Origin of the sequence: Bradyrhizobium sp. CCBAU 65884 (genome assembly GCF_028128835.1) — a bacterium.
Taxonomy (GTDB): Bacteria; Pseudomonadota; Alphaproteobacteria; order Rhizobiales; family Xanthobacteraceae; genus Bradyrhizobium; species Bradyrhizobium ottawaense.
On the sequence record NZ_LBJU01000087.1, the window covers coordinates 25,414 to 47,415 of the forward strand.

A 22,002-nucleotide genomic window follows, 5' to 3' on the forward strand; every position below is an offset into this window, starting at 1 on the left:
AGTGATTGGGCGTGATCAACGTCAAGCGAGGACACGCTCATGCCCGCCAATCAACTCGCAATCGTCACCGGCGCTTCCACCGGTATCGGCCTGGAACTCGCAAGGTGCTGTGCCCAGGCGGGTTTCAACCTCGTTATCGCGGCTGACGAGCCGATGATCGAGCGGGTGGCGGTCGATCTGCGCAGGCTCGGCGTCAGCGTGGAGGCCGTTGAAGCCGATCTCGCCACCACCGATGGCGTCGACAGGCTCTGCGCCGCGGTCGGCGACCGGCCGATCGATGCGCTGCTGGCCAATGCCGGCGTCGGCCTCGGCAAGGCGTTCCTCGATCAGGACTTTGCCAGGATCAAGCATCTCGTCGACACCAACATCACCGGCACGCTCTATCTGATCCATCGCGCCGGCAACGAGATGCTGCGGCGCAAGTCGGGGCGCATCCTGATCACGGGCTCCATCGCCGGCTTCACGCCCGGAAGTTTCCAGGCGGCCTATAACGCCAGCAAGGCGTTCCTGGACTCATTCTCCTTCGCGCTGCGCGAGGAGCTGCGCGACAGCGGCGTCACCGTCACCTGCCTGATGCCGGGCGCCACCGAGACCGAGTTCTTCCGCCGCGCCGACATGATGGACACCAAGGTCGGCACCGAGAAGAAGGACGGCGCATACGACGTCGCCAAGGCCGGCTTCGATGCGATGCTGCGCGGCGAGTCCGATGTCGTCACGGGGCTGAAGAACAAGATCCAGACCACGGTTGCCAACGTGACGCCGAACGAGATGCTGGCCCGGCAGCATCGCAAGATGGCCGAGCCGGGCACGGCGAAGTCGTAGAGCGAGGTCGTCGCAATTTCTGCGGCGCTGCGCGGCTGAACGGGCGGACCGGCAAAAGGAGGCAAGCCGATTCACATAGCCTCGATTCACATAGCCTAATGCGCGGCGGCCCCGAAGCGGTCACATTGTGTGGGCTGGAGAGGGGCTGCGATGGCGATGGACCGCATCGAACGGGCCTTTGTCGCGACTGCGATCACGGGTTTTCTCGTGATGACGGTGGCCGTTGCCTGGATGATGATGAGCTGACGCGGGAAGGGCTTGCCGTCTTGCGCGTCGCGCTACCTTACGCCGCCGTCGTCCTGTGCCTGGCAGTGACCGTCTGGCTCGCCTTCGCGCATCTGCTCTGATCCGCGCCTGGTTGCGGGCTCGCTCAGCGCAGCCGGTTCAGGCGATGATTGCTGCGGCCACGCCGGTTGACCGTCGAGGAGGCTCGCCAAATTCTGGACCATGGCTACGACATCGATCGGCTTCTCCCAGATCGGCACGTCCTGGAATTCCGGCTCGATGCTGATCCTGTCGTAGCCCGTGGTGAACACGAAGGGCACCTGGCGTGCCCTGAGCTCCCGGGCGATCGGAAAGATCGGCTTTGCACGGATGTTCACGTCGAGCACCGCGGCATCCAGAACGCCGCCATCGTGCAGCATCTCGATTGCATCCTCGATATGGCCGACCGGACCGGCGATCTCCGCGCCGAACGCGCGCAGCGCCTTGCCGATGTCATCGGCAAGAAAATATTCGTCCTCCACGACGAGGATGCGGTGTCCCGTCAGCGGCGCGCGTTGACGAGACGACGAGGGTAATACGGACATGATCCCTCCGGCGAGCCTGCCGACCGATGGGAAAACCAAGGGTCGGGGCCGGCGTTTACCAACGAGGGAGGCCAAGGCGGGTTCCAAGGGCAAACGCGACTCCTTCGTCATTTGCCTTTGATCCGTTGGGAGAATATCGATTTCTGCTATTGGTAGGAGCCGGTGCACGCCGGGCATGTCGAGCGTCCCGAGCGAACTGCACGCCCCAGACGAACTTCCAGGCTACTTTCGAGGAGTTCGAGAGCAGCCCTGAGCAGCTGAAACCGTCCACGAGGAAGACCAGTCTCTCAACGAGGAGTTACATTTGGCCCACGAGGAGATCGGAACCTCGCCTGAGGAGTTGCAGTCGGTCAACGAGGAGCTGACCTCCGTCAACGGCGAGCTGACGCACCGTGTCGAGGAGTTGACGCGCGCCACCCGCGATCTCAGGAATTTCCTGGAGAGCACGCGCATCGCGACCGTCTTTCTCGACAATGATCTTCGCGTGATGAACTTCACACCGGCGATTACCCAGGTGCTGCATCTCGTCGAGACCGACACGGGCCGCCCCATCGGTCACATCAAGGCGCGCATCCCGATCGAGGATCTCTACGACGACATTCGCCGCGTGCTGCGTACGCTTGCGAGCGCCGAGCGCGAGCTGAGCGCGTCGGACAGCGGCACGCGCTACATCGTGCGCATCCTGCCTTATCGCAGCACCGACGATGTCATCGCCGGCGTCGTCATCACTTTCATCGACGTTCCGGCGATCACCCGCGCCGAGGAGCGCCAGCGCCTGCTGCTGGCCGAGCTGCAGCACCGCGTCCGTAATACGCTTGGCGTGGTGCGCTCCATCGCCCGCCGTTCGGCCGAATCCGCCACCACTGTCGAGGAATATGCTTCTCATCTCGACGGACGGCTCAACGCATTTGCCCGCACCCAGGCGCTGGTGACACGCGATCCGGAGGGCGGTGTCGACCTGGAATATCTCGTGGTCGAGGAGCTTCTCGCCTATAATGCCCGCGAGGGCGAGCAGATGCGGGTCTCAGGTCCCAAGGTGCGCTTCCAGCCCAAGGCCGCCGAAACGTTCGCGCTCGCGATCCACGAGCTAGCGACGAACGCGCTGAAATATGGCGCCTTGAGCCAGCCGAGCGGACATGTTGAAATCTCCTGGCGCCTCGATGAAGGCACCCAGCCCGCGGAGCTGGTGTTCAAATGGCGCGAGTGCGGAGGGCCACAGGTCAAGCCGCCGCTTCGAAAGGGTTTTGGCACGGAGCTTCTGGAGCGTACGCTCGCGTTCGAGTTCAAGGGGCAGACCACCCTGGCATTCGACCCCGCGGGGCTGCAATGCACGATCGCCATTCCGCCGAGCAAGCGCACGTTCCACACACCGGCGGTGGCTGATTGATGCCCTTGTCGACCTCCGATCGCAGCCTCGTGGAGCTGGTCATTCGCCGGCTGACCGTGCTGCGGCCGTTGTCGACGGAGGCCCGTGCGTCGCTCGAATATGCGTTGCTCGAAGGTCTCGAGCGCGTCGGGGCGAGTGAAGACCTGATCTCGGAGGGCGATCCCGTCGATAGCGTCCGGGTGGTGCTATCGGGCTGGCTCTGCCGCTACAAGACGCTCGAGGACGGCCGGCGCCAGATCGTCAATTTCATCTTTCCGGGCGAGAGCTGCGACGCGCACGCGTTCTTGCTCCCCGTGATGGACCATTCCATCGCGACAATGACGCCAGTGGTCTACGCCGAGATCAAGCGCGCGCGTTTCGAGAGTCTGACGATGGGCGATCGCTCGCTCGCCGAAGCGTTCTGGTGCGAGACCCTCGTCAACAACGCCATCCAGCGCGAATGGGCCATCAACCTCGGTCGCCGCACGGCCCTGGAGCGGGTGGCGCATCTGTTTTGCGAGATATTCGAGCGGCTTCGTCCCGTCGGGATGGTCGACGGCAATTCCTGCGTCATGCCGGTCACGCAGATGGACCTTGCCGACGCTACCGGGCTGTCGGTGGTGCACCTTAACCGGACCGTGCAGGAGCTGCGTGCGTCGGGCTTGATCGTGCTGCGCGATCGGACCCTGACCATCAACGATCTCGACGCGCTCAAGGCAGCGGCGTTGTTCGCGCCGAACTATCTGCAACTCTATCGACTCACTTGATCAGAGTGGGACGGCTGGTTTGGCCGAGGCTTTCGATGCGCCCGGGATTGACCGGCTCGGGCCCCTGAAACGCGTTGGATTCGGCTCGCTTGCGATACTCCTCCGCCATTTCCAGCAGCGCAGTTCGCGTTTCGGGTGAGGAGCTGAGAGCGGCCTGGCTCTCGCAGGTTTTCTGCAGTCGGCGATAGTTGTCCATCTGCGCCAATCCCAGGCGGTCCTACCACGTTCCTAAATTAGCAGATTTGGCCACCGACTAATTTAACCCATGTTACGCAAGCGAGCTTGTCTTGCAGCAGTCTCTTCCTCCTTCTGACCCCGGCAAGCAACCGTTCCGCTTCTGGAACGTTGTGGGAGCGTCGCCTATGCGCGATGACCTCAATCGGTGAGAACGCAACGGAGCGCTCCGACCCAGTGATCAGGGAGAACGCCCATGTTGACGCGGCGTCGAGTGAAGCTGACGGATCCGCTGGAGATACGTCTGGCCGTCGAAGCGGAGCGGCTGCGCGCGGAAGCCAGATCGCTTCCGCCCGGAGCGGCTCGCGACGAGATGTTGCGCAAGGCGCGCCAGGCGGAGACCGGGTCCCAGATGAGCGAGTGGCTGCGGTCGCCGGGGTTGCAGCCGCCGGATTGACGCCGGCTTGCCCTGTCCGTGTGAACGGAGCGAAGCGTGCCGCAGGTCTGGCTGCACCGCCGGGAACGGGTTAGATGTCGGCGCGTACCGATGCGCTGGTGTCGTGGGCAGAAACCGGAAAAATGAGCGCCACGTCCATCGTCCCCGTTGTGTCCGGTTGTCACCCGGCGGTGCCTTCGTCAACGCCGCTTCGCGGCTTTGGTTCGCCGGTTGTAGGGTGAGCGATTGACGGGTCGCAGCGAAATCCCTTCGCGCTGCGCCTTGCTGCGAATGGCCGCGACCGGGCGCTGAAGCTTGATGCTCATCACGCCGGTCGGCGTGTTTCCCTTCGCGAGCTGCTTCAGCTTGCTCACATCCGAGGCTGTCCAGGGCTGGCGCGCGCGGCGCTTATACGCGGGATTTGCCTTGCGCGGTCCCTTGCGGCCGATCGGTGAGCCCGGCCGCTTCCATGCTGCTTTTGCCATGACGATCCTCCTTCAAGTCCTTCTTGAACAAGCGAATCAGCAATTCGGTTCCGGCGCAGTCGATTGTCGTGACGAACGGCACGCGAGAGCGAGTGACGATGCCGTGCGGCCGTCCTCGCGCAAAATCGCGCAGCGTTAACTTTTTGAAATGCCGGAACCCGCCGTCGCGGCCGAAGCTGAAAACCATTGCCCGGCCGGGCCGCCCCCAAGCGGCAAGCCACTCGAGTGACAAGAGAACCCGGGCCCCGGCGCCCGATCCCCGCCGGGGCCGATTTCCGTCCAACCGAATAGCCGTGAAGTCCAATGACCACCAAACGCAACCGCAACAAACAGACCCGATCGCTCCAGGAGCGATTGGCCGCATTTGCCGAAAACGCCCGCGAACGCGCGCGCAGCCTGCCGCCTGGCAGGGAGCGCGAGATGCTGCTGCGGCGCGCCAAGCAGAACGAAGTGACCTCGAACCTGACGGACTGGCTGAGCGCACCGGTCTGCACGAGACGAGGAGAATGACGATGCGCAGCTTCAAGCACTACCGCGCGTTCCAGATCGACCCGGATGGGTATGTGTTCGGATGCATCAATCTCGTCTGCGTCAATGACGAGGAGGCCAAGCGCGAGGCCGCTTCGCTCGTGCTCGGCCACCGCATCGAGCTGTGGCGGCTGGACCAGCGGATCGCGAAATTTGATGCGCCGCAGGACGTGGCGCGCCAGTAGCGGCAAGGAACCGGGTGCTGCCCCCCGGGTTGGTCGGATGATACCGACTTCGCCGGGAGCCTGCATGACGGACGCTGAAATTCGCAAAGGAATGCCGCCCGTCAAGCTGTCGCGCGAGGAGTTCGAGCGCCGCTACAAGCGTCAGTTCATCGATCCCGCCTTTGCCCCGCTGCAGCGCGAGCTCGATGCCGTCGTCGGTGCCGCCTGGGACGCCTATAGCCATTCGCGCAAGGCGCCGTTGACGCGGAAGGCGGGCGCGGGTTTCTCCGATCCCGACTACGACATTGCCGTCGACTGGCTCGATGCGCGCGCGAAAATCCTATCCGCGCAGCGCCGGCACGACGATGCGCAGGAGACGCCGCGCATTCTCGTCATCAACGGCTCCGCCCGCAGCGAGCACACCTGTCCGGGCGAGATGTCCAAGACCTGGCGTCTGGTCGAGCTGGCTGAATCGGTCTTCGTCGAGATGGGATTTGCCGTGGACATCCTCGATCTCTCTCGCCTGGCTTCGGAATTCGGCAAGACCATTCATCCCTGCAAATCCTGCGTCTCGACCGCGATGCCGCTCTGCCACTGGCCGTGCAGCTGCTATCCGAACTATTCGCTGGGGCAGACCGGCGACTGGATGAACGAGATCTACCCGCTGTGGGTCGCCGCGCACGGCATCCTGATCGTGACCCCGGTGAATTGGTACCACGTGCCTTCCGGACTCAAGGCGATGATGGACCGCATGGTCTGCGCCGACGGCGGCAATCCCGATCCGACCTCGACGCATGGCAAGAAGGCCGACGCGGCCAAGGCGATGGAGCTGAAGGGCTGGCCCTATCCGCGCCATCTCGCCGGCCGCCATTTCGGCGTGGTCGTTCATGGCGATGCCGTCGGTGCCGAGGGCGTGCGCCGCGCCTTGTCGGACTGGCTGACCGACATGCAGCTGATCTCGGCGGGCCGCTTCGCCGAGCTCGACGGCTATGTCGGCTACATGGAGCCATATGCCGTTTCGCATCGCGAGCTCGATGACGACGGGGAATTCCAGCAGGAGGTGCAGAACGCGGCGCGCGCGCTCGGCAACGCAGTCCGGCTGGCCAGGAGCGGGTGCCTCCAGGAGCCCGGGACCGGGTTGCAGGACCCGAATCCCAAATGACCGGCGCGCGGTTTGATTGCCTGGTCGTCGGCGGCGGCCCCGCCGGGCTGATGGCCGCGATCTATCTGGCACGCTTCCGCCGCAGCGTCTGCGTCGTGGACACTGGCGCCAGCCGTGCCGCGCTGATCCCCCGCAGCCACAACGTTCCCGGCTTCGTCCACGGGCTATCAGGTTCTGACTTGATCGCGCGCATGTCGGCGCAGTTGGGCGAGCTCGCCGTCGAGCGCGTGGAAGCCGAGATCACCGCCTTGCAGCGGCGCGACAACGGCTTTCGGGCGATCTGGAACGGCGGCGCGCTTGAGGCCACCACCATCATCCTCGCCAGCGGCATCGTCGACAGCCATCCGCCGTTCGAGCAATGGCGCGCCGCGGTCGCGGACGGGCTGCTGCGCTATTGTCCCGTCTGCGACGCCTTCGAGGTGATCGACCGCCGCATCGGCGTCGTTGGCCCGCTTGGCCGGGCCGCCGGCAAGGCGCTGTTCCTGCGCGGCTACTCGCGCGAGGTGACGCTGCTCGTGACCGGACAGGACGACGACGAGGAGAGCGCGACAGCGGAGCTGGAAGGGGCCGGCATCGACATCGTGTTGGCGCCCGACCTGCGCTTGCGGCGGAGGGTGGGGGGCCTCGAGGCCGTCCTGGTTGATGGCCGCACGATGCAGTTCGACACGGTCTACCCGGCGATGGGTGCCGAGGTGCGTTCGCAGCTCGCGGTCTCGCTGGGCGCCCAGCATACCGGGGAGGGCTATCTGAAGGTCGACGACCATCAGCGCACTTCGGTAGACGGCCTTTACGGCATCGGCGACGTCGTCACCGACCTGCATCAGATCTCGGTCGCATTCGGCCACGCCGCGCTTGCCGCCTGCACGATCCACCACAGCCTGCCGCGGCGCCTGGCGTGACCGGGAACGAAGGGCGCGGCTTCGCCTTGGTCGAGCGGGACGCGCGACATCGACGCGCGATGCCGGCCTGAAGGCCGCTTCTCATGCGCTTCGTGCCGCGCGTCGCAGCGACTGCGGCGGCTGACCGAAGGCGCGGATGAAGGCTCTGCGCATCCGCTCGGGGTCGCGAAAGCCGGTGGATTGAGCGACGCGCTCGATGGCCTCTCCGGAGGACTGCACCCGCTCGCGCGCCACCTCGACCCGCAAGCGCTCGACCGCCTTGGTCGGCGTGGATCCGGTCTCCGCGGTGAAGGAGCGGACGAAATGCCGTGCGCTCAATCCGGCGCGTTCGGCCAGCGCCTCGACCGTGAGATGCGCATCCAGATTCTCGCGCACCCATGAAAGAAGGCTGCCGAAGCGGCCGTTCGGCGTCTTGAGCTCGAGCAAGCTCGAGAACTGCGATTGTCCGCCGCTGCGCCGATGATAGAGCACCAGCTGCCGCGCGGTCGCTTGCGAGACCTCCTCGCCATGGTCCTGCGCGATCATGGCGAGCGCGAGATCAATCCCGGCCGTGATGCCGGCCGACGTCCATACCCGATCGTCGCGGATGAAGATCTGGTCCGGTTCGAGCCTCACCTTCGGATAGCGTCCGATGAAATCGCGGGTGCAGGACCAGTGCGTGGTGGCGCAGCGGCCGTCCAGCAGTCCCGCCTGCGCGAGAAGATAGGCGCCGTTGCAAACGCTGGCGATGCGCACGCCGCGGCTCGCCAGCCGCTGAATGAAAGCGATCGTCGTCTTGCAGCGCGCCGCGGCTTCCACGCCCTCGCCACCGGCCACGAACAGCGTCGTGACCGAGCTTGCCGATCGCAGATTGCGCGCCAGCATCTCGATGCCCGACGAGCTGCGCACGGCGCCTGCTTTCGTTGCGACCGTGATCAGGCGCGGCGCATTCGGCGTGTGACGCCTGGCGATCTCGAACACCGAGATCGGACCGGCCGCGTCCAGCAACTGGAATTCAGGAAAGATCAGGAAGCCGATCATGGGCGTGTCCAGAATTGAGGGAATTAAGCCATTTCGACCACAAGGCCAACATGGCAGGCTGCAACCGTCAAGCGCGTTGTCGAGGTTGGACATGTCGGGCCCGTTGCAGATCGGTCTTCTGGTTTTTCCGCGCGTCACCCAGCTCGATCTCACTGGTCCGGCCCAGGTCTTCTCCAGCCTGCCTGACGTGACCGTGCATCTGATCTGGAAACGCATCGAGCCCGTGCCGAGCGATTCCGTGATCGCGCTGATGCCGACTGTCACCTTCGCCGATTGTCCGCAGCTCGACGTGATCTGCGTCCCCGGCGGCTACGGCACCGACGAGCTGATGCTGGACGAGGACGTTCTCGCCTTTCTGCGAAAACAGGAGAAGGGCGCGACATACGTGACGTCGGTCTGCACCGGCTCGCTGGTGCTCGGCGCCGCCGGCTTGTTGAAGGGATATCGCGCGGCCACGCATTGGACCGCGAGGGATGCATTGCCGTACTTCGGAGCCGAGCTGTCGCAGGAGAGGGTCTGCATCGACCGCAATCGCATGACGGGCGGCGGCATCACCGCCGGCATCGACTTCGCGCTCACCCTGGTGTCGATGTTGCGAGGCCGCGCCGCGGCGGAGATGATCCAGCTGCGCATGGAGTACAATCCCGCACCACCCTTTGCGGCCGGCTCGCCGGACACGGCGCCGGCGGCGATCGTCGCTGCCATGAAGGAACGGGTTGCGCCTGCGCAGGCACGGCGGCTGGAGTTCGTCAGGAAGGCCGTCCAGCGGCAGGGATAGCGAGCCAGCTTCGACCGGCCGCGCGCCGCGTGGATCGGCGCTCGGTGTGCGGTCGGCGAGGGCACATCGATCGATCATCGCGACATGCTGTCGCGATGCTGAAGCGGAGGGGGCAATGGCGCCTTGTCGTGTTGGAGAATTGCTATCGTCGCGCAGCCGGCTTTGCCGCTTGACCTTCGGCCTCATCCTGGCGCTCGGTCCGGCAGTGCTCGCCGAGCGGAGCGTCGCCGCCGATTTCTCCGGTGGCGTGGTCAGGATCGGCATCATCAATGACCAGGCCGGACCGTTGTCGGACCTGGCCGGGCCCGGCTCCGTCGTCGCCGCGCGGATGGCCGTGGACGATTTTCAGCGCGCAACGCCGGGGCTGAAGGCCGAGATCGTCGTCGCCGACCATCAGAACAAGCCGGATATCGGCGCCCAGATCGTCCGCAAATGGTTCGACGTGGATGGCGTCGACATGATCGCCGACGTCGGAAACTCCGCGGTCGCGCTCGCCATCCAGTCGATCGCACGCGACAAGAACAGGATCGTGATCTATTCGGCGGTCGGCACCACCGATATCGGCGGCAAGCAATGCTCGCGCACCGGCCTGATGTGGCTGCACGACAATTACAATCTGGTCGCCGGATCGGTCCGAAAGCTGGTGTCGCAAGGCTATGACAGCTGGTTCTTCATCGCGTCAGACTACGCGTTCGGACGCAATATGGTCGAGGTGTCCCAGCGCGTGCTGGCGGCGGCAGGGGCCAAGTCGCTCGGCGCGGTCTTTCATCCGCTCGGAAATGCCGATTACGGCTCCTTCCTGCTGCAAGCCCAGGCTTCCAAAGCCAAGGTGGTTGCGTTCGCCAATGCCGGCGAGCAGCTCGTGACCTCGATGAAGCAATGGAACGAGTTCGGAATGAACGCGGGGCCGCAGAAGGCCGTCGCCGAGCTGATGTTCCTGACCGATGTGCACGCCATGGGGGCCGAAACGGCCAAGGGCCTGACGACCGTCACTGCCTGGTATTGGGCGCTCAACGAGGAAACGCGCGCGTTCGCCCAGAGGTTCTACAAGCTTCACAACGCCATGCCGACCGCGCCGCAGGCCGCCGTCTACTCCGCCGTGTCGCAATATCTGAAAGCCGCTTCTGCGGCCGGGACGGACGAGACCAACGCTGTTCTGGAGCAGATGCGCGCGATGCCGGTCGACGATTTCTACGCGCGCGGCGCGCGGCTGCGCGCCGACAACAAGCTGGTGCATGATTTCTATCTCGTCGAGGTCAAGAAGCCCTCGGACGTGAAGACGCCGTGGGACTATTACAACGTCGTCGAGAAGATACCTGCCGAGGACGCCTTTCTGCCGCTGAGCGACAGCGAATGCCCGTTGCTCAAGACGTCACGAAACTAGCTGCGTCAAAGAAAGGGGCGGCCGGCCGCTTCAGCCATATTCCTCGCCGATGCCGTATTCCCGGTAGATCTCCAGCGGGTCGAGGTCGGGAAACAGGCGGCATTTGGCCTGGGCGAGGTGCAGGCTCACCGCCGCCGGCTCCTTGCCGTTCGCCAATATCTTGCGGATGTCGTCCATATGCGCGTTCGGCTGGTGCTTCGGTTCGAGCTGCTCCAGCGCGACCAGGGCGGTCGCGAGGGCCTCGGTCAGAACCCAGTCGTCGTGGCCGGTGATTCCCTTCTTCGGCATCGGCAGACCTCAGATGTGGCGGCAGCGTCCAGTCTATCGCGACTTTCGCCAAATCGCCATTGAGCCGTAGCGGGTGCGCTGCGTCAGGGCAGGCCCACCGCCATCGTCCGGCTTGCATTATGGCGGCGTGTGGCTAAAAGGCGGCGACTTGCAGTATCCTTGTTGAAACAAAGTTGGCGTAGACGGGCCGTCACAACCCAGCTCCCGGTCTGGGTCCCGATCCCGAATCTCGCAGCACGATCCGGCTGCGCACCCCTCAAGGCTCGAGCCAGCATGGTTTTTCTCAGCTTCGTCTACCGCTTCATCACCAACTTCGCGTTCATGGCGGTGGTCTATTTCAGCCTGAACTTCATGGAGAAATATCCGAACCGGGCGATCCTGGCGATCCTGGTGCTGATCTATGCGGCGATGCGTGCGGTCTCGACGCTGCGCGCGTTCTACTTCTTCCAGAAGATCGAGAAGCTGGAAGCCGAGACGCGGCGGCTTCAGGGCCCGATCAATGACGGCTCCGGGGGAACGAATGCGCGCAAGCAGGTGGTCGCCGACGTGGCCCGGCTGCGCCGCGACGGCGAGCTCAAGTCCTATATGGACCTGTTCTTCCTGGCGCTGATCGTGCTGCTCTGCGTCGCCGCCATCATGCGGCAATAGGTAGGGACTAAGCGCGCTTCTTCAGACTGGCGATGCGGGTCGAGCGCGGCGTGGCGCTCTTGGCCTGCGTGGCAGGCTTGGGTGCGACCGGTGCCGCATGCGCGGTGTGCCGAACCTGGGACTTGGCCGTCTTGCCCTTTGCCGCCTTGCCCCTGGCCGCATGCGGCGTCTCGGCCGCCATTGCCAGCCGGGTCGCGGCGCGCCGCGACAATGTCGTCGACAGCAGCACCTCGACCGAGCCTTCGGGGATCGCAAACAGCGCGCGGCTGGGCACGGGCAGGGCGGACGCGACGTCCATCTGACCCTTGGTCCGGCGCGGCAGCAGCGGCTGATGCTCGGTCTGCGCATTGAGGTCGCCGAGCGAGGGCGCCGGCAGCGTCCTGGTCTGCGTGAACACGAAGCTCGGAACGGAAGGCCAGCGCGCGATCGGCACGGTCTCGGTCGGCGGATGCAGCAGCCATTCCACCGGCGTGGTCGGCGTCGCTGGCCGGTCGGCGGTCGCGGGCACCACATGCACGATGCGATAGCCGCGCGCTTTGAGGTCGCGGATGATTTTTGGCAGCGCCGCCACCGTCCGCGCCTGGATGTCGTGCAGCAACAGGATGCCCTTGCCCTTGGCCTCCAGCCGCTGGATCGCGAGCTGATAGACGCGGTCGGACGACACATGGCGCCAGTCGTCGGCCGGGAAGTCAGCGCTCCACACCTGGATGCCGCGCGAGATCAGATGGTGCTCGACGCCTTCGGCGCGCATCAGGCCGGGAATGCGGAAGAACGGCGCCAGCTTGGACGGATCGGTCATCGCGGCCGAGGTCCACTCGATGCCGCCATTGATCTCGGCCTCGGCCTTCTCGATCGGCATCCGGTCGAAGGTCAGCGGATGGTTCATGCTGTGGGTGCCGACCGTGTGGCCCGCCGCCACCAGCTTGCGCACGCCTTCGGGGTTCGCCTTGGCCTGGCTGCCGATGATGAAGAAGGTCGCCTTGATGCACTCGTCGTCGAGCATCTTGAGGACCTGGTTGGAATATTTCGGCAGCGGACCGTCGTCGAAGGTCAGGACGACCTCATGATCCCTGAGCGGCAGCGTCTCGCGGTACTGCATGGTGCCGATCAGCGGATGCTCGTGCGGATCGACCACCAGGGTGCGGGACGTCCCGAGCGCGTCGGGATGGCCCGGGCAGTCGGCTGCAAGCGCCGCCGGCGATCCGATGGTCGAACATCCAAGGAATCCGCCGAGGCAAAGGACGATCCACGATCGCGTCCGCAAGACAACGCTACTTCCGATCATGAACCCCGTCTGCCCTCATGTGCGATTGCCGCCATAGTAGGTCGGAGACATCAGGAAACGGTTCAGGCCAAAGAACCTTTCCCGTCACAAAGTCCCCATCCATTTGCATGGGGTATCATGAACAGAGTGTTAATAGGGCCCAAATCACCCCATTTTGCGCCGGCGTGACATTCCGGCATCAGCGCGCATCGGCATTCTTCTGCGGGCCTGCCGGCGCGATGTGGACCACCCGATAGCCGTTCTCCCTCAGATACCGCAGGAAGGCCGGCATGATCGCCGCGGTGCGCGCCTTGGGGTCGTGGAAGAGGACGATGCCCTTGCCGCTAGCTGCGAGGCGCTCCGTGACCAGCTTCAATTCCTGCTCCGGCGTCATCTCGTTCCAGTCGCTGGCCCAGAGGTCGGCGCCGAACACGACGATGCCACGGGATTGGAGCAGGTCGAGCTGCGCTTGCGTCCCCTGGAAATAGGGAAAGCGGAAGAACGGCGTCGAGGGCGTCGCCGTCGAGCTGCCGTGCAGCGCCATCTCGACGGCCGCGACGCCGCGGTCGACCTCGCTCTTGGCCTTGTCGAACGGGATCCGCGCCATGAACGGATGCGAGAAAGTGTGGTGGCCGATGGTGTGGCCCTCGCGGGCGATGCGCTTGACCATGTCGGGATGCTGGCTGGCGTGGAGGCCGATCAGGAAGAAGGTCGCGCGCACGCATTCCTGCGCCAGCGCCGCCAGCACCTTCGACGTCGTCGGCGGGTTCGGCCCGTCGTCGAAGGTCAGCACGACCTCGTGATCGGCCAGCGCAAGCGTCTGCGGAAAGCTCTTCAAGCCCACGCGCGGCGTGGTCTTGGCATCGACGCTCAGCACGCGCGAAGTGCCGAGCGCGTCCTTGCGCGGACACTCGGCGGCCACGGCCGAAGCGACGCCGATCAAGGCCGCGAGGGCCGCGCCCGATGACATCGAGGTCCACCTCAGTCGAAGCATCTTTGTCATTGCGCTCGGAGTTGCCTTGTGGGTATTGCCTGACCGTCAGCCCAGACCATTCGTTCCAACCTGTCAAACGGCGAGGCGCGCCATGGATGAACATATGGACGTTGCCCGATCCGCCGCGGACTCGGTACTCGACCACGTGCCGATGCGCAATGAAGACGGCGATATCAGGCACGAATTCGTCGAGGAGGTCGCCCATGCGATCGAGGCCGGCGACAGCGCCTCGCTACGCGCCTGCGTCGCCGAGCTGCACGAGGCCGATCTCGGCGATCTCATCGGCGCTCTGGAGCCCGACGACCGCGTCCGCTTGGTCGAGCTGACCGGGCGCGATTTCGACTTCTCCGCGCTGAACGAGCTCGACGAGGGCGTGCGCGAGGAGATCCTCGAGGAACTGCCGCCGGAGACCGTCGCGGAAGGTGTTCGCGAACTCGAATCCGACGACGCCGTCGAGCTGCTCGAGACCCTCGACCAGGCCGAGCAGGAGGAGATCCTCGAGAAGCTGCCGCTCAAGGAGCGCGTCGCGCTCGAACGCAGCCTGCTGTATCCCGAGAATTCCGCGGGCCGCCGGATGCAGACCGAGTTCATCGCGGTGCCCCAGGATTTCACCGTCGGGCAGGCGATCGACTACATGCGCGAGACGCCGGATCTGCCCGACCGCTTCTACGAGATCTACGTCGTCGACAAGGACCAGCACTGGCAGGGCGCAGTCCCCCTCGACGTGCTGCTGCGCGCGCGCCGGCCGGTGCCGCTCACCGAGCTCACCGACGAGGACCGCCGCCGCGTCTCCGTCCTGGAGGACCAGGAAGAGGTCGCGCGCATGTTCGGCAAGTATAATCTCGTCGCAGCTCCCGTGCTCGACACCCAGGACCGCCTCGTCGGCGTCATCACGGTCGACGACGTCGTCGACGTCATCGAGGAGGAGGCGGACGAGGACCTCAAGGCGCTGGGCGGCGTCACCAGCGACGAAGAGCTGTCGGATACGTTCCTGACGATTGCGCGCGCGCGGTTCAACTGGCTGCTGGTCAATCTCGCCACCGCCTTCCTGGCGTCCTCGGTGCTCGGCCTGTTCGAGGGCCAGCTGGAGAAGATGGTCGCGCTCGCCGTGCTGGCGCCGATCGTGGCGAGCCAGGGCGGGAACGCCGCGACCCAGACCATGACGGTGGCGGTGCGGGCGCTGGCGACGCGCGAGCTGGGCTCCTCCAATGCCTGGCGCGTGGTGATGCGCGAGGCGCTGGTCGGTCTCGTCAACGGGCTCGCCTTCGCCGTGATCACGGGGATTGCGGCGGTCGCCTGGTTCAAGATCCCCGGCCTCGGCATCGTCATCGGCCTGGCGATGGTGTGCAACCTCATCGCCGGTGCGCTCGGCGGCATCCTGATCCCGATGGCGCTCGAACGCGTCAGGGCCGACCCCGCGGTGGCGTCGGGCACGTTCGTCACCACGGTGACGGATGTGGTCGGGTTCTTCTCGTTTCTCGGCATCGCGACGCTCTGGTTCGGGCTGAGGTAGGTTTCACCCCAACGTCATTCCGGGGCGCGCCTCTTGGCGCGAGCCCGGAATCCATTTTTCCGCATCGCTTGCAGCCTGATGAATTCCGGGCTCGCGCTTCGCGCGCCCCGGAATGACAATCATCTTTAATCCGAACTTAAGCGACCTGCCGCATCATCGCCTGGCTTGGGGGAATGAGCATGCGGTTGCGGCTGAAGGCGGACGGACGGGTCGTTGAGTTGCGGGATGGACAGGAATTTCCGGTCCAGCCGTCTCCGGTCGAGCTCACGGCCAATGCCGCGCCGGCCGACGCCAACCCGCTCGCGGTGCGCGATTTGCGTCGCCGCGCCTGCCTGACCCAGATGGAGTTCGCCGCCAAGCTCGGCGTTCCCGTCGAGACCATCCGCAACTGGGAGCAGGGCAAGCGGGCGCCGCGGGGACCGGCCCGCGCGCTGCTCGCGGTGATCGCGCACGCCCCGGATACGGTGTTCCAGGCGCTCGCCAAAGCCTGACGCCAAAGCCCGACGTCGAGGGCTGCCGGGCCCCGACGCGAACCTCCTGTTAGCATGGCGCCAAATATCCCGCTGAATTGCCGCGGCCTTCCGTTGGCAGCGTCATGGGCCGGGTCCATAATGAGGCCTGATGACGTCAGGGGCTGCCGCAACGGAAGAGGAGTCCTCATGCTGTTCGTCGAGGCCAATGGCGCAAAAATCCCGGCGATCGGACTCGGGACCTGGGAGCTGAGCGGAAGACCTGCCGCGCGCGTGGTCGAGCAGGCGCTGCGGTTCGGCTATCGCCACATCGACACCGCGCAGGTCTACGAGAATGAACGCGAGGTCGGCGACGGCTTGCGCGCCTCGGGCGTGCGCCGGGACGACATCTTCCTCACCACCAAGGTCTGGACCAACCATTTCGCGCCCCACGATCTCGAGCGCTCGGTCAAGGAGAGCCTGGCTCGGTTGCGGCTTCCCTCCGTCGATCTGCTGCTGCTGCACTGGCCCAATTCGCACGTGCCGCTGGCGGAGACGCTCGGCGCGCTGTCGCATGCGAAGACCATGGGCCTGACCCGCCACATCGGCGTCTCCAATTTCACGGTGGCGCTGATCGAGCAGGCGGTCGCGCTGTCGCCTGAGCCGCTGGTCTGCAACCAGGTCGAATACCACCCTTATCTCGATCAGGCGAAGGTGAGGGCGGCCTGCGACCAGCATGGCCTTGCGCTCGTCGCCTACAGCCCGATCGCCAAGGGGCGCATCAAGTCCGACCAGAGGCTGGCCGAGATCGGACGCGTCCACCGCAAGACGCCGGCGCAGGTCTGCCTGCGCTGGCTGGTGCAACAGAATGTCGCTGCGATCCCGCGCACCTCGCGCATCGAACGCCTGTCTGAAAACATCGAGATCTTCGATTTCGAGCTGTCGGAGGACGAGATGAGCCGGATCGCCGCACTCGCCAGTCCGAAGGGTCGCCTGACCGACTTCGGCTTCGCCCCGAAATGGGATTGAGAGGGGGCTGGGGTATGCTAGGACCGCGACGGCAACCCAAGATCGGTCGATGGAACTGCGGAAGATCATACGGACGGACATTGCGGCGTCAGCAATCGCGCATCTGACGCTGGTGGCGCTGATCATCGTGATCAGCGAGGTCCATCCGTTTCGCAGCCAGCCGCCGGAGACCGTGACCGTCGACATCGTCACGCCGGAGCAGGTGAAGGAAGAGATCAAGGAGCAGGAGACGAAGGAGGCGGCCAAGGAGAAGCCGCCGGAGCCAACGCCCGATCTGAAACTGCCGAAGCTTGATTTCACCGACCAGTCCGAAGCGGCGGGCAAGCCCGCGGCCAAGCAGCAGGACGCGGCACCGTCGTCGCAGCAGACGCCACCTGAACCGCAGCAGAAGCAGCCGCAGCCGCAACCCTCGCCGGCGCCGAAGCAGCGTGAGGCCAACGTGCAGCCTCAACCTCAACAGCCACAGCCGTCGCAACAGCCGCCGCCCCAACCGCAGCAACAACCGCCGCCCCAGCCACCGATGCAGCCGCCGCCGCAAGCGATGCAGCAGCCGGAGGCCGCGCCGCCGCCGGCCTATCAGGCTCCGCAGCCTGACGTCACCGTCAAGTACGGCGTCATGCTGGGCCTGCCGCCGGAATTGCCGCCGGAGCTGCCGAAGGATACCCCCAAGGACGATGGCGGCGATGCCAAGGATTCAATCGCAGCCAAGCTGCCGCAGGAAGTCATCGCCGCGCTTCGTCGCCATTTGCGCAGCTGTGCGAAATTGCCGGCCGGACTCAGCCCCACCGACGCCGTTCACATCAAGCTGCGCACGGTGTTCGCGACCGACGGCACGCTGGCGCGCGAGCCGATCCTGATCGAGGCTCCGCCGTCCGCGAAAGGCGTGGCGCTCGTGAAGTCCGCCATGAGCGCGCTCCAGAACTGCCAACCTTACAAGATGCTGCCGGCAAATCTGTACGGGGAATGGAAGATCATGGACCTGCCGTTCAGCCCGCGGGATTTCGGATCGTAGCTCTTGTAGCCCCGTTGGCTCCATCGGGGCTACGCGATCGTGCCTGTGTCGCGCTCTGTCAATCCATCTCGCCAAAAATATTCCACTTTACCGAAATTCGGTTTCGGCGTATGTGTGGCCCATCCCGGCTCACCAAGAGGGGCGATCATGTGTCGTCACGCATCGCGAGCCGGGCTTGCGGTGGACGCGGCAGCGTCGGCACGAGAGGCGCGGGCAGGGCGGGTAGTCCCTGTGAGCCCGAGGCTTCGTGCGGATGAGCGGCGCTGTTCAGTTCGTCTCGCCACATTCTTCCGGCAACGTCGACAAGGCCGGGAGATAATGTGGTGACCAGCGAATGCGCGTACGGCAAAACCGTGTGGTCCTGGCCGTCGTTGCTACGGTCAAGCTGTTCGAAGATGCGCGCGAGCCCAACCGGGTGGCCGGCATCGTCAATTCGAACGGCGAGGGAGGCCAGAAGGAATGGTCGGCTCCCGGGAGATCACGGCATAAGCCGTCCAGCCACTGCGCAGGGAAGGCCGAGTGATCGGCACCACCTGTATGCTGCTGTGCGGTTCTTCCTGCGTGTGCATTTCGCGCAGCGGACCGCGGGTGCGAGCCGGCACCCGGCCTTCCCTGCGCCCTCTTGGCTAATGAGGGTACGAGATGAAGCAAAGCTCGGGCGAAACGCGCCGCGAGAATGCGAAGGCGTGTCTGCGAGCTGAGCTGCGTGCCACAAACTCGATATCGTAGGGTGGGCAAAGCGGAAGCGTGCCCACGCCTTGTTGCTTATGGAGAGAGATCGTGGGCACGGCGCTATGCGCCTTTGCCCACCCTACGGCACTGCCGCTGGGATGCGCACTGGCGCATTGTAATGACGGTGGAGAGCGCGCGCGCCACTCACCGCTCTCGTGCCCCGGACGCGGCGCAGCACGAAGTGGTGCGCTGCAGAGCCGGGGCCCATCCATCCGCATCGTGCCGTGCCGCCTCTGGGTCCCGGCTCTGCGCCGCAACGCTCGCGCGTTGCAGCTTGTCCGGGACACGGGAGCGCCTCAACGCCCCCGCTTCATCCCCTCATCGACATCCACCACCTCCGGCGCCATCGCCGCCCATGCGCTCGACGCGAATTGCCGGCGCCAGGTCACGACCACCACGGCCGCCGTGGTCACGAACAGCAGCCAGGGGCTGACGAACCAGCCGAGATAGCCGAGCGCGAAGAAGAAGGCGCGCTGGCCGCGGTTGAAATGGCGGCCGGCGGATTCGAACAGGCGCGAGGTGCGGATGACATGGGCTTCCGCCTCCGGCGTGTCGCGCCGGTCGGCCGGCGGCATGCCGCCGAACAGGATCGCGACATAGTTGAACAGGCGATAGGCCCAGGCGAATTTGAAGAAGGCATAGACGCAGATCAGCACGAGGCCGACGCATTTCAGCTCCCACATTGCGGGCGACGTGCTGAGGTCGATCGGCAGCTTGCTCAAAATCGTGATCGCGTCGTTGGTGGCGTGCAGCAGCGCCAGCGCGCCGCCGAGCGCGATCAGGCTGGTCGAGGCGAAGAAAGCGGTTCCGTTCTGCAGCGAGGCCATGATCTGCATGTCGACCATGCGCGTCTCGCGGTCGAGCAGCCGGCGCACCCAGACCTCGCGATAGCGGTTCATGCGCGCCGACAGGCTGTCGCGGCCGTAGGCCGAATGCTCCAGCGTCAGGGCATAGACCAGCCATTCGATGATGAAGAAGCCGACCGCGGTGATGTCGACCCAGTGCCTGCTCATGTCTGTCTCATGTCCGTCTCTTGTCCGTCTCTTGGCGAGGACCGCAACGATTGCCACGCATGACGGGGCGCAGCAACGATTGATTGGCGGCAGGGGATGGCGTTAAAAGCGGCTCGCCCTAGGACGTCTCGGGAAGGACTGATGACATGGCTGCGCTGAAACTCGCGATCGGTAACAAGAACTACTCGTCATGGTCGATGCGGCCATGGCTCGCGCTTCGCGCCAACGACATCCCGTTCGTGGAGACGCTGATCCCGCTCTACACCGACAATCCCGCGGACAAGGAGCAGATCCTGTCCTTCAGCCGTGCCGGCAAGGTGCCGGTGCTGGTCGACGGCGATGTCACGGTGTGGGATTCGCTCGCCATCATCGAATACATCGCCGAGCGCTATCCGGAAGTGAAGCTGTGGCCCGACGACGTCGCCGCGCGCGCGCATGCCCGATCGGTGTGCGCCGAGATGCATTCCGGCTTCGTGCCCCTGCGCAACGAATGCGGCATGAACCTGCACCGGCCGGTCCGGCCCTTGGCGCTGTCGGCCGACGCCAAGGCCAACGTCGCGCGCATCGAGGAGATCTGGCGCGAGTGCCGCACGCGCTACGGTGCCAAGGGTCCGTTCCTGTTCGGCCGCTTCGGTGCGGCCGATGCGATGTACGCGCCGGTGGTGCATCGCCTGCGCACCTACGCGATCGACGTCGCGCCGGACACCAAGGCCTACATGGAGACGATGATGGCGCTGCCGGCGTTCCAGGAATGGACCCGCGACGGGCTGGCCGAAACCCTTGTCATCGAGAAGTTCGAGGACGCCTGACCGGTCGGTCCGAGCGAGGCCGCTGGCTGTGTGCCGGCCGGCGGCGCTCACGTTCCGGACATTGACCGGGGCTATATGCCAATCGGGCTGCGACCGGCCCTGCGACATGCCGCCTGAACATGCGGCCCCGGCGGTATCATCGACCTGTCGGTTCCATCCCTATCATTCTGAAAAGATTGCAGGATTTACACGTTTGCCATGGTGGCATGGCGCTGGCCAAAACGGCTGGCCGCGTGCTATACAGCGCTGGGTTTCTGGCCGGCCGTCGCAGTGGGACCATGGGCGAGGCAGGCGTTGTTTGAGTGATGGAGAGGGTGTTGAAGCACAAATTCCCGATTGGAACGCGCGTATTGTTCACGGCCAGCAACGTCGCGCGCCCTGCTGCCAGCGGCTCGTACGAGGTCATTCGCCTGCTGCCGACCGACGGCGACGACTGCCAGTACCGGATCAAAAGCTCGACCGAAGCCTTCGAACGCGTCGCCAAGGAAAGCCAGCTCGCGCTGTCCTGAAAACCGACGCTCCCGCGCATTCGCGCCCCCTGCGGAATTGTGTCCTGCCGCCGTCAAAAGGCCCGCTTCACCTTCCCAAGGTGGGCCTGGGGGCAGTTGCCGACTCGCGGTGCTCGCTTGACCATTCGCTCTCTGCTCGCGTGAGGGGACGTCGCGCATGAACTGGGCATGGGCCACTTCGCTCGACCAAATCTGGCGCTCGCCGGCCTTTCCGATGTGGATGACGCTGGCGGCTGCCGGATTCTTCGGATTGATCCTGCTGATCACGCTGCTGCGCGCCGACAGGTCGGTCGCCAACGGCGCGCTGACCGTGATCACGCTGCTGTCCATCGCGATCGCCGGAGCTGCCACCGTGCGCGTCTATGGACCGGCGGGGCAGGACGCTCCGACCGAAGCGCGCGCGCAAGGTGCCGTCATCGCGAGCCTGCCGGCGCTGTCCTGTCTCGACGATCTCGCCGGCGATGCGGTCGCCATTGGCTGCGAGAAGGCGCTGTTCGGCTCGCCGGATGCCGCGGCTGCCGCCGTCTCCTATACCGCGGCCCGAATCGACCGGCTGACCGCGCTCGGTGATGCCGCGATCGCCGAGAAGAGCCTGACGACGGACATGAAGGTGCTGCGCAAGGCGCTGGAGCACGATCGCTACGGCTTCGTGGCGCAGGTGCTGGTCGTGCGCGACGGTTGCACGCAGTTCGACTGCGCCGCGTTCCGCTCGCTGACCGACCAGCAGCGGGTTGCCGCCAACATGGACGCCCATCTCTACGACATGCTGGTCGCGCGCCATGCGCCAACCTGGAACGCGCCTGCAACGGCGTCGGCGATGCCGGCCACGGCCGCGCTTGCCGGGCTGCCGCCCGCGATGCCGACGGGCAAGCCGACCAGCGCTGAGTTCCCTAGCGCCTCGTCGACGCCGCCGGTCAGCATCATGAATCCGGAGCCCACGGCGACGAC

At 65.4% G+C, this 22,002-nt stretch carries 26 protein-coding genes and 1 pseudogene; 18 read left to right on the forward strand and 9 right to left on the reverse strand.

The window, feature by feature from the left end:
- Positions 1–39 precede the first annotated feature (39 nt).
- Complete coding sequence (locus tag XI03_RS05835) at positions 40–822, forward strand: SDR family NAD(P)-dependent oxidoreductase (protein WP_028140555.1); 783 nt, start codon at positions 40–42, stop codon at positions 820–822.
- Positions 823–1,100: 278 nt separating this feature from the next.
- On the opposite strand, the gene XI03_RS40250 is transcribed toward XI03_RS05835, so the two are convergent.
- The gene (locus XI03_RS40250) at positions 1,101–1,742 is read right to left on the reverse strand and encodes a hypothetical protein (RefSeq protein ID WP_333935496.1); all 642 of its coding nucleotides are present in this window, start codon (positions 1,740–1,742) and stop codon (positions 1,101–1,103) included.
- Positions 1,743–1,849: 107 nt separating this feature from the next.
- Here XI03_RS40250 and XI03_RS05845 point away from each other — a divergent pair.
- A pseudogene (locus XI03_RS05845) lies at positions 1,850–3,018 on the forward strand (sensor histidine kinase); the annotation flags it as partial.
- Positions 3,018–3,764 (forward strand): Crp/Fnr family transcriptional regulator, encoded by a 747-nt coding sequence (locus tag XI03_RS05850; RefSeq protein WP_038949961.1) that lies wholly within the window; start codon positions 3,018–3,020, stop codon positions 3,762–3,764. The pseudogene XI03_RS05845 and the gene XI03_RS05850, both read left to right, overlap by 1 nt.
- Here the strand turns inward: XI03_RS05850 and XI03_RS05855 are convergent.
- The gene (locus XI03_RS05855; RefSeq protein WP_038949960.1) at positions 3,757–3,960 is read right to left on the reverse strand and encodes a hypothetical protein; all 204 of its coding nucleotides are present in this window, start codon (positions 3,958–3,960) and stop codon (positions 3,757–3,759) included. The genes XI03_RS05850 and XI03_RS05855 overlap by 8 nt on opposite strands.
- Before the next feature lie 234 nt (positions 3,961–4,194).
- Here XI03_RS05855 and XI03_RS05860 point away from each other — a divergent pair, with 234 nt between their 5' ends.
- Complete coding sequence (locus tag XI03_RS05860) at positions 4,195–4,395, forward strand: hypothetical protein (RefSeq protein ID WP_038949958.1); 201 nt, start codon at positions 4,195–4,197, stop codon at positions 4,393–4,395.
- A gap of 179 nt (positions 4,396–4,574) precedes the next feature.
- Here the strand turns inward: XI03_RS05860 and XI03_RS05865 are convergent, their stop codons facing one another.
- On the reverse strand, positions 4,575–4,748 hold the full coding sequence (locus XI03_RS05865; protein ID WP_244429184.1) for a hypothetical protein: 174 nt from the start codon (positions 4,746–4,748) through the stop codon (positions 4,575–4,577).
- 34 nt (positions 4,749–4,782) lie between these two features.
- Positions 4,783–5,046 (reverse strand): hypothetical protein, encoded by a 264-nt coding sequence (locus XI03_RS05870; protein WP_271591595.1) that lies wholly within the window; start codon positions 5,044–5,046, stop codon positions 4,783–4,785.
- A 116-nt stretch (positions 5,047–5,162) separates the two neighbouring features.
- Here XI03_RS05870 and XI03_RS05875 point away from each other — a divergent pair, with 116 nt between their 5' ends.
- The 4 genes from XI03_RS05875 (at position 5,163) to XI03_RS05890 (ending at position 7,612) form a co-directional block, all read left to right on the forward strand.
- Complete coding sequence (locus XI03_RS05875; RefSeq protein WP_212475321.1) at positions 5,163–5,369, forward strand: hypothetical protein; 207 nt, start codon at positions 5,163–5,165, stop codon at positions 5,367–5,369.
- A 2-nt stretch (positions 5,370–5,371) separates the two neighbouring features.
- Positions 5,372–5,572, forward strand: a complete 201-nt coding sequence (locus XI03_RS05880) for a hypothetical protein (RefSeq protein WP_271591596.1) — start codon at positions 5,372–5,374, stop codon at positions 5,570–5,572.
- 64 nt (positions 5,573–5,636) lie between these two features.
- The gene (locus XI03_RS05885; RefSeq protein ID WP_212475320.1) at positions 5,637–6,713 is read left to right on the forward strand and encodes a flavodoxin family protein; all 1,077 of its coding nucleotides are present in this window, start codon (positions 5,637–5,639) and stop codon (positions 6,711–6,713) included.
- Positions 6,710–7,612 carry an NAD(P)/FAD-dependent oxidoreductase gene (locus XI03_RS05890; RefSeq protein ID WP_271591597.1) on the forward strand — a complete coding sequence of 301 codons (903 nt, stop codon included), beginning with the start codon at positions 6,710–6,712 and terminating at the stop codon, positions 7,610–7,612. The genes XI03_RS05885 and XI03_RS05890 overlap by 4 nt, the downstream gene beginning before the upstream one ends.
- Positions 7,613–7,693: 81 nt before the next feature.
- On the opposite strand, the gene XI03_RS05895 is transcribed toward XI03_RS05890, so the two are convergent.
- On the reverse strand, positions 7,694–8,632 hold the full coding sequence (locus XI03_RS05895; protein WP_271591598.1) for a GlxA family transcriptional regulator: 939 nt from the start codon (positions 8,630–8,632) through the stop codon (positions 7,694–7,696).
- Between the two features lie 91 nt (positions 8,633–8,723).
- Here XI03_RS05895 and XI03_RS05900 point away from each other — a divergent pair, with 91 nt between their 5' ends.
- Together XI03_RS05900 and XI03_RS05905 are read left to right on the forward strand one after the other, a co-directional pair.
- Positions 8,724–9,410: a DJ-1/PfpI family protein gene (locus XI03_RS05900; RefSeq protein WP_271591599.1), complete on the forward strand. Its 687-nt coding sequence runs from the start codon at positions 8,724–8,726 to the stop codon at positions 9,408–9,410.
- Positions 9,411–9,525: 115 nt separating this feature from the next.
- Entirely contained in the window at positions 9,526–10,794 is a 1,269-nt protein-coding gene (locus tag XI03_RS05905; RefSeq protein ID WP_271591600.1) for an ABC transporter substrate-binding protein, read from the forward strand.
- A gap of 30 nt (positions 10,795–10,824) precedes the next feature.
- On the opposite strand, the gene XI03_RS05910 is transcribed toward XI03_RS05905, so the two are convergent.
- Positions 10,825–11,082, reverse strand: coding sequence for a hypothetical protein (locus tag XI03_RS05910; RefSeq protein ID WP_028140543.1), 258 nt, complete (start codon positions 11,080–11,082; stop codon positions 10,825–10,827).
- A gap of 273 nt (positions 11,083–11,355) precedes the next feature.
- Between XI03_RS05910 and XI03_RS05915 the strand changes: the two genes are divergently transcribed.
- Complete coding sequence (locus tag XI03_RS05915) at positions 11,356–11,730, forward strand: hypothetical protein (protein WP_018320591.1); 375 nt, start codon at positions 11,356–11,358, stop codon at positions 11,728–11,730.
- A gap of 7 nt (positions 11,731–11,737) precedes the next feature.
- Here the strand turns inward: XI03_RS05915 and XI03_RS05920 are convergent, their stop codons facing one another.
- Both XI03_RS05920 and XI03_RS05925 read right to left on the reverse strand, forming a co-directional pair.
- The gene (locus XI03_RS05920) at positions 11,738–13,015 is read right to left on the reverse strand and encodes a polysaccharide deacetylase family protein (RefSeq protein ID WP_271591601.1); all 1,278 of its coding nucleotides are present in this window, start codon (positions 13,013–13,015) and stop codon (positions 11,738–11,740) included.
- Positions 13,016–13,193: 178 nt separating this feature from the next.
- Entirely contained in the window at positions 13,194–13,964 is a 771-nt protein-coding gene (locus XI03_RS05925; protein ID WP_038949951.1) for a polysaccharide deacetylase family protein, read from the reverse strand.
- 115 nt (positions 13,965–14,079) lie between these two features.
- On the opposite strand from XI03_RS05925, the gene mgtE reads away from it, so the two are divergent.
- From mgtE to XI03_RS05945, 4 genes are all read left to right on the forward strand, one after another.
- Positions 14,080–15,501, forward strand: a complete 1,422-nt coding sequence (gene mgtE / locus XI03_RS05930) for a magnesium transporter (protein ID WP_028140540.1) — start codon at positions 14,080–14,082, stop codon at positions 15,499–15,501.
- A 173-nt stretch (positions 15,502–15,674) separates the two neighbouring features.
- The gene (locus tag XI03_RS05935) at positions 15,675–15,992 is read left to right on the forward strand and encodes a helix-turn-helix domain-containing protein (protein ID WP_028140539.1); all 318 of its coding nucleotides are present in this window, start codon (positions 15,675–15,677) and stop codon (positions 15,990–15,992) included.
- A 168-nt stretch (positions 15,993–16,160) separates the two neighbouring features.
- Positions 16,161–16,979, forward strand: coding sequence for an aldo/keto reductase (locus XI03_RS05940; RefSeq protein ID WP_038949949.1), 819 nt, complete (start codon positions 16,161–16,163; stop codon positions 16,977–16,979).
- 49 nt (positions 16,980–17,028) lie between these two features.
- Positions 17,029–17,991 carry a hypothetical protein gene (locus XI03_RS05945; protein WP_271591602.1) on the forward strand — a complete coding sequence of 321 codons (963 nt, stop codon included), beginning with the start codon at positions 17,029–17,031 and terminating at the stop codon, positions 17,989–17,991.
- Positions 17,992–19,019: 1,028 nt separating this feature from the next.
- Here the strand turns inward: XI03_RS05945 and XI03_RS05950 are convergent.
- Positions 19,020–19,736 carry a DUF599 domain-containing protein gene (locus XI03_RS05950; protein WP_271591603.1) on the reverse strand — a complete coding sequence of 239 codons (717 nt, stop codon included), beginning with the start codon at positions 19,734–19,736 and terminating at the stop codon, positions 19,020–19,022.
- Positions 19,737–19,882: 146 nt separating this feature from the next.
- Between XI03_RS05950 and XI03_RS05955 the strand changes: the two genes are divergently transcribed.
- The 3 genes from XI03_RS05955 to XI03_RS05965 all read left to right on the forward strand — a co-directional run.
- Positions 19,883–20,545 (forward strand): glutathione S-transferase family protein, encoded by a 663-nt coding sequence (locus XI03_RS05955; protein WP_028143984.1) that lies wholly within the window; start codon positions 19,883–19,885, stop codon positions 20,543–20,545.
- Positions 20,546–20,850: 305 nt separating this feature from the next.
- Entirely contained in the window at positions 20,851–21,054 is a 204-nt protein-coding gene (locus XI03_RS05960; protein ID WP_018321158.1) for a hypothetical protein, read from the forward strand.
- Positions 21,055–21,211: 157 nt separating this feature from the next.
- Positions 21,212–22,002: hypothetical protein (locus tag XI03_RS05965; protein WP_271591604.1), on the forward strand; the 791-nt coding region annotated here is incomplete at its 3' end.

Bases quoted from the DNA above. Each gene is read 5' to 3' on its own strand.
- mgtE (WP_028140540.1), top strand. From the start codon at position 14,080: ATGGATGAACATATGGACGTTGCCCGATCCGCCGCGGACTCGGTACTC.
- XI03_RS05895 (WP_271591598.1), bottom strand. From the start codon at position 8,632: ATGATCGGCTTCCTGATCTTTCCTGAATTCCAGTTGCTGGACGCGGCC.
- XI03_RS05855 (WP_038949960.1), bottom strand. From the start codon at position 3,960: ATGGACAACTATCGCCGACTGCAGAAAACCTGCGAGAGCCAGGCCGCT.
- XI03_RS05870 (WP_271591595.1), bottom strand. From the start codon at position 5,046: ATGGTTTTCAGCTTCGGCCGCGACGGCGGGTTCCGGCATTTCAAAAAG.
- XI03_RS05860 (WP_038949958.1), top strand. From the start codon at position 4,195: ATGTTGACGCGGCGTCGAGTGAAGCTGACGGATCCGCTGGAGATACGT.
- XI03_RS05905 (WP_271591600.1), top strand. From the start codon at position 9,526: ATGGCGCCTTGTCGTGTTGGAGAATTGCTATCGTCGCGCAGCCGGCTT.
- XI03_RS05850 (WP_038949961.1), top strand. From the start codon at position 3,018: ATGCCCTTGTCGACCTCCGATCGCAGCCTCGTGGAGCTGGTCATTCGC.
- XI03_RS05890 (WP_271591597.1), top strand. From the start codon at position 6,710: ATGACCGGCGCGCGGTTTGATTGCCTGGTCGTCGGCGGCGGCCCCGCC.
- XI03_RS05940 (WP_038949949.1), top strand. From the start codon at position 16,161: ATGCTGTTCGTCGAGGCCAATGGCGCAAAAATCCCGGCGATCGGACTC.
- XI03_RS05935 (WP_028140539.1), top strand. From the start codon at position 15,675: ATGAGCATGCGGTTGCGGCTGAAGGCGGACGGACGGGTCGTTGAGTTG.
- XI03_RS05880 (WP_271591596.1), top strand. From the start codon at position 5,372: ATGCGCAGCTTCAAGCACTACCGCGCGTTCCAGATCGACCCGGATGGG.
- XI03_RS05960 (WP_018321158.1), top strand. From the start codon at position 20,851: ATGGAGAGGGTGTTGAAGCACAAATTCCCGATTGGAACGCGCGTATTG.
- XI03_RS05950 (WP_271591603.1), bottom strand. From the start codon at position 19,736: ATGAGCAGGCACTGGGTCGACATCACCGCGGTCGGCTTCTTCATCATC.
- XI03_RS05900 (WP_271591599.1), top strand. From the start codon at position 8,724: ATGTCGGGCCCGTTGCAGATCGGTCTTCTGGTTTTTCCGCGCGTCACC.
- XI03_RS05885 (WP_212475320.1), top strand. From the start codon at position 5,637: ATGACGGACGCTGAAATTCGCAAAGGAATGCCGCCCGTCAAGCTGTCG.
- XI03_RS05945 (WP_271591602.1), top strand. From the start codon at position 17,029: ATGGAACTGCGGAAGATCATACGGACGGACATTGCGGCGTCAGCAATC.
- XI03_RS05835 (WP_028140555.1), top strand. From the start codon at position 40: ATGCCCGCCAATCAACTCGCAATCGTCACCGGCGCTTCCACCGGTATC.
- XI03_RS05925 (WP_038949951.1), bottom strand. From the start codon at position 13,964: ATGTCATCGGGCGCGGCCCTCGCGGCCTTGATCGGCGTCGCTTCGGCC.
- XI03_RS40250 (WP_333935496.1), bottom strand. From the start codon at position 1,742: ATGACGAAGGAGTCGCGTTTGCCCTTGGAACCCGCCTTGGCCTCCCTC.
- XI03_RS05955 (WP_028143984.1), top strand. From the start codon at position 19,883: ATGGCTGCGCTGAAACTCGCGATCGGTAACAAGAACTACTCGTCATGG.
- XI03_RS05920 (WP_271591601.1), bottom strand. From the start codon at position 13,015: ATGATCGGAAGTAGCGTTGTCTTGCGGACGCGATCGTGGATCGTCCTT.
- XI03_RS05915 (WP_018320591.1), top strand. From the start codon at position 11,356: ATGGTTTTTCTCAGCTTCGTCTACCGCTTCATCACCAACTTCGCGTTC.
- XI03_RS05875 (WP_212475321.1), top strand. From the start codon at position 5,163: ATGACCACCAAACGCAACCGCAACAAACAGACCCGATCGCTCCAGGAG.
- XI03_RS05910 (WP_028140543.1), bottom strand. From the start codon at position 11,082: ATGCCGAAGAAGGGAATCACCGGCCACGACGACTGGGTTCTGACCGAG.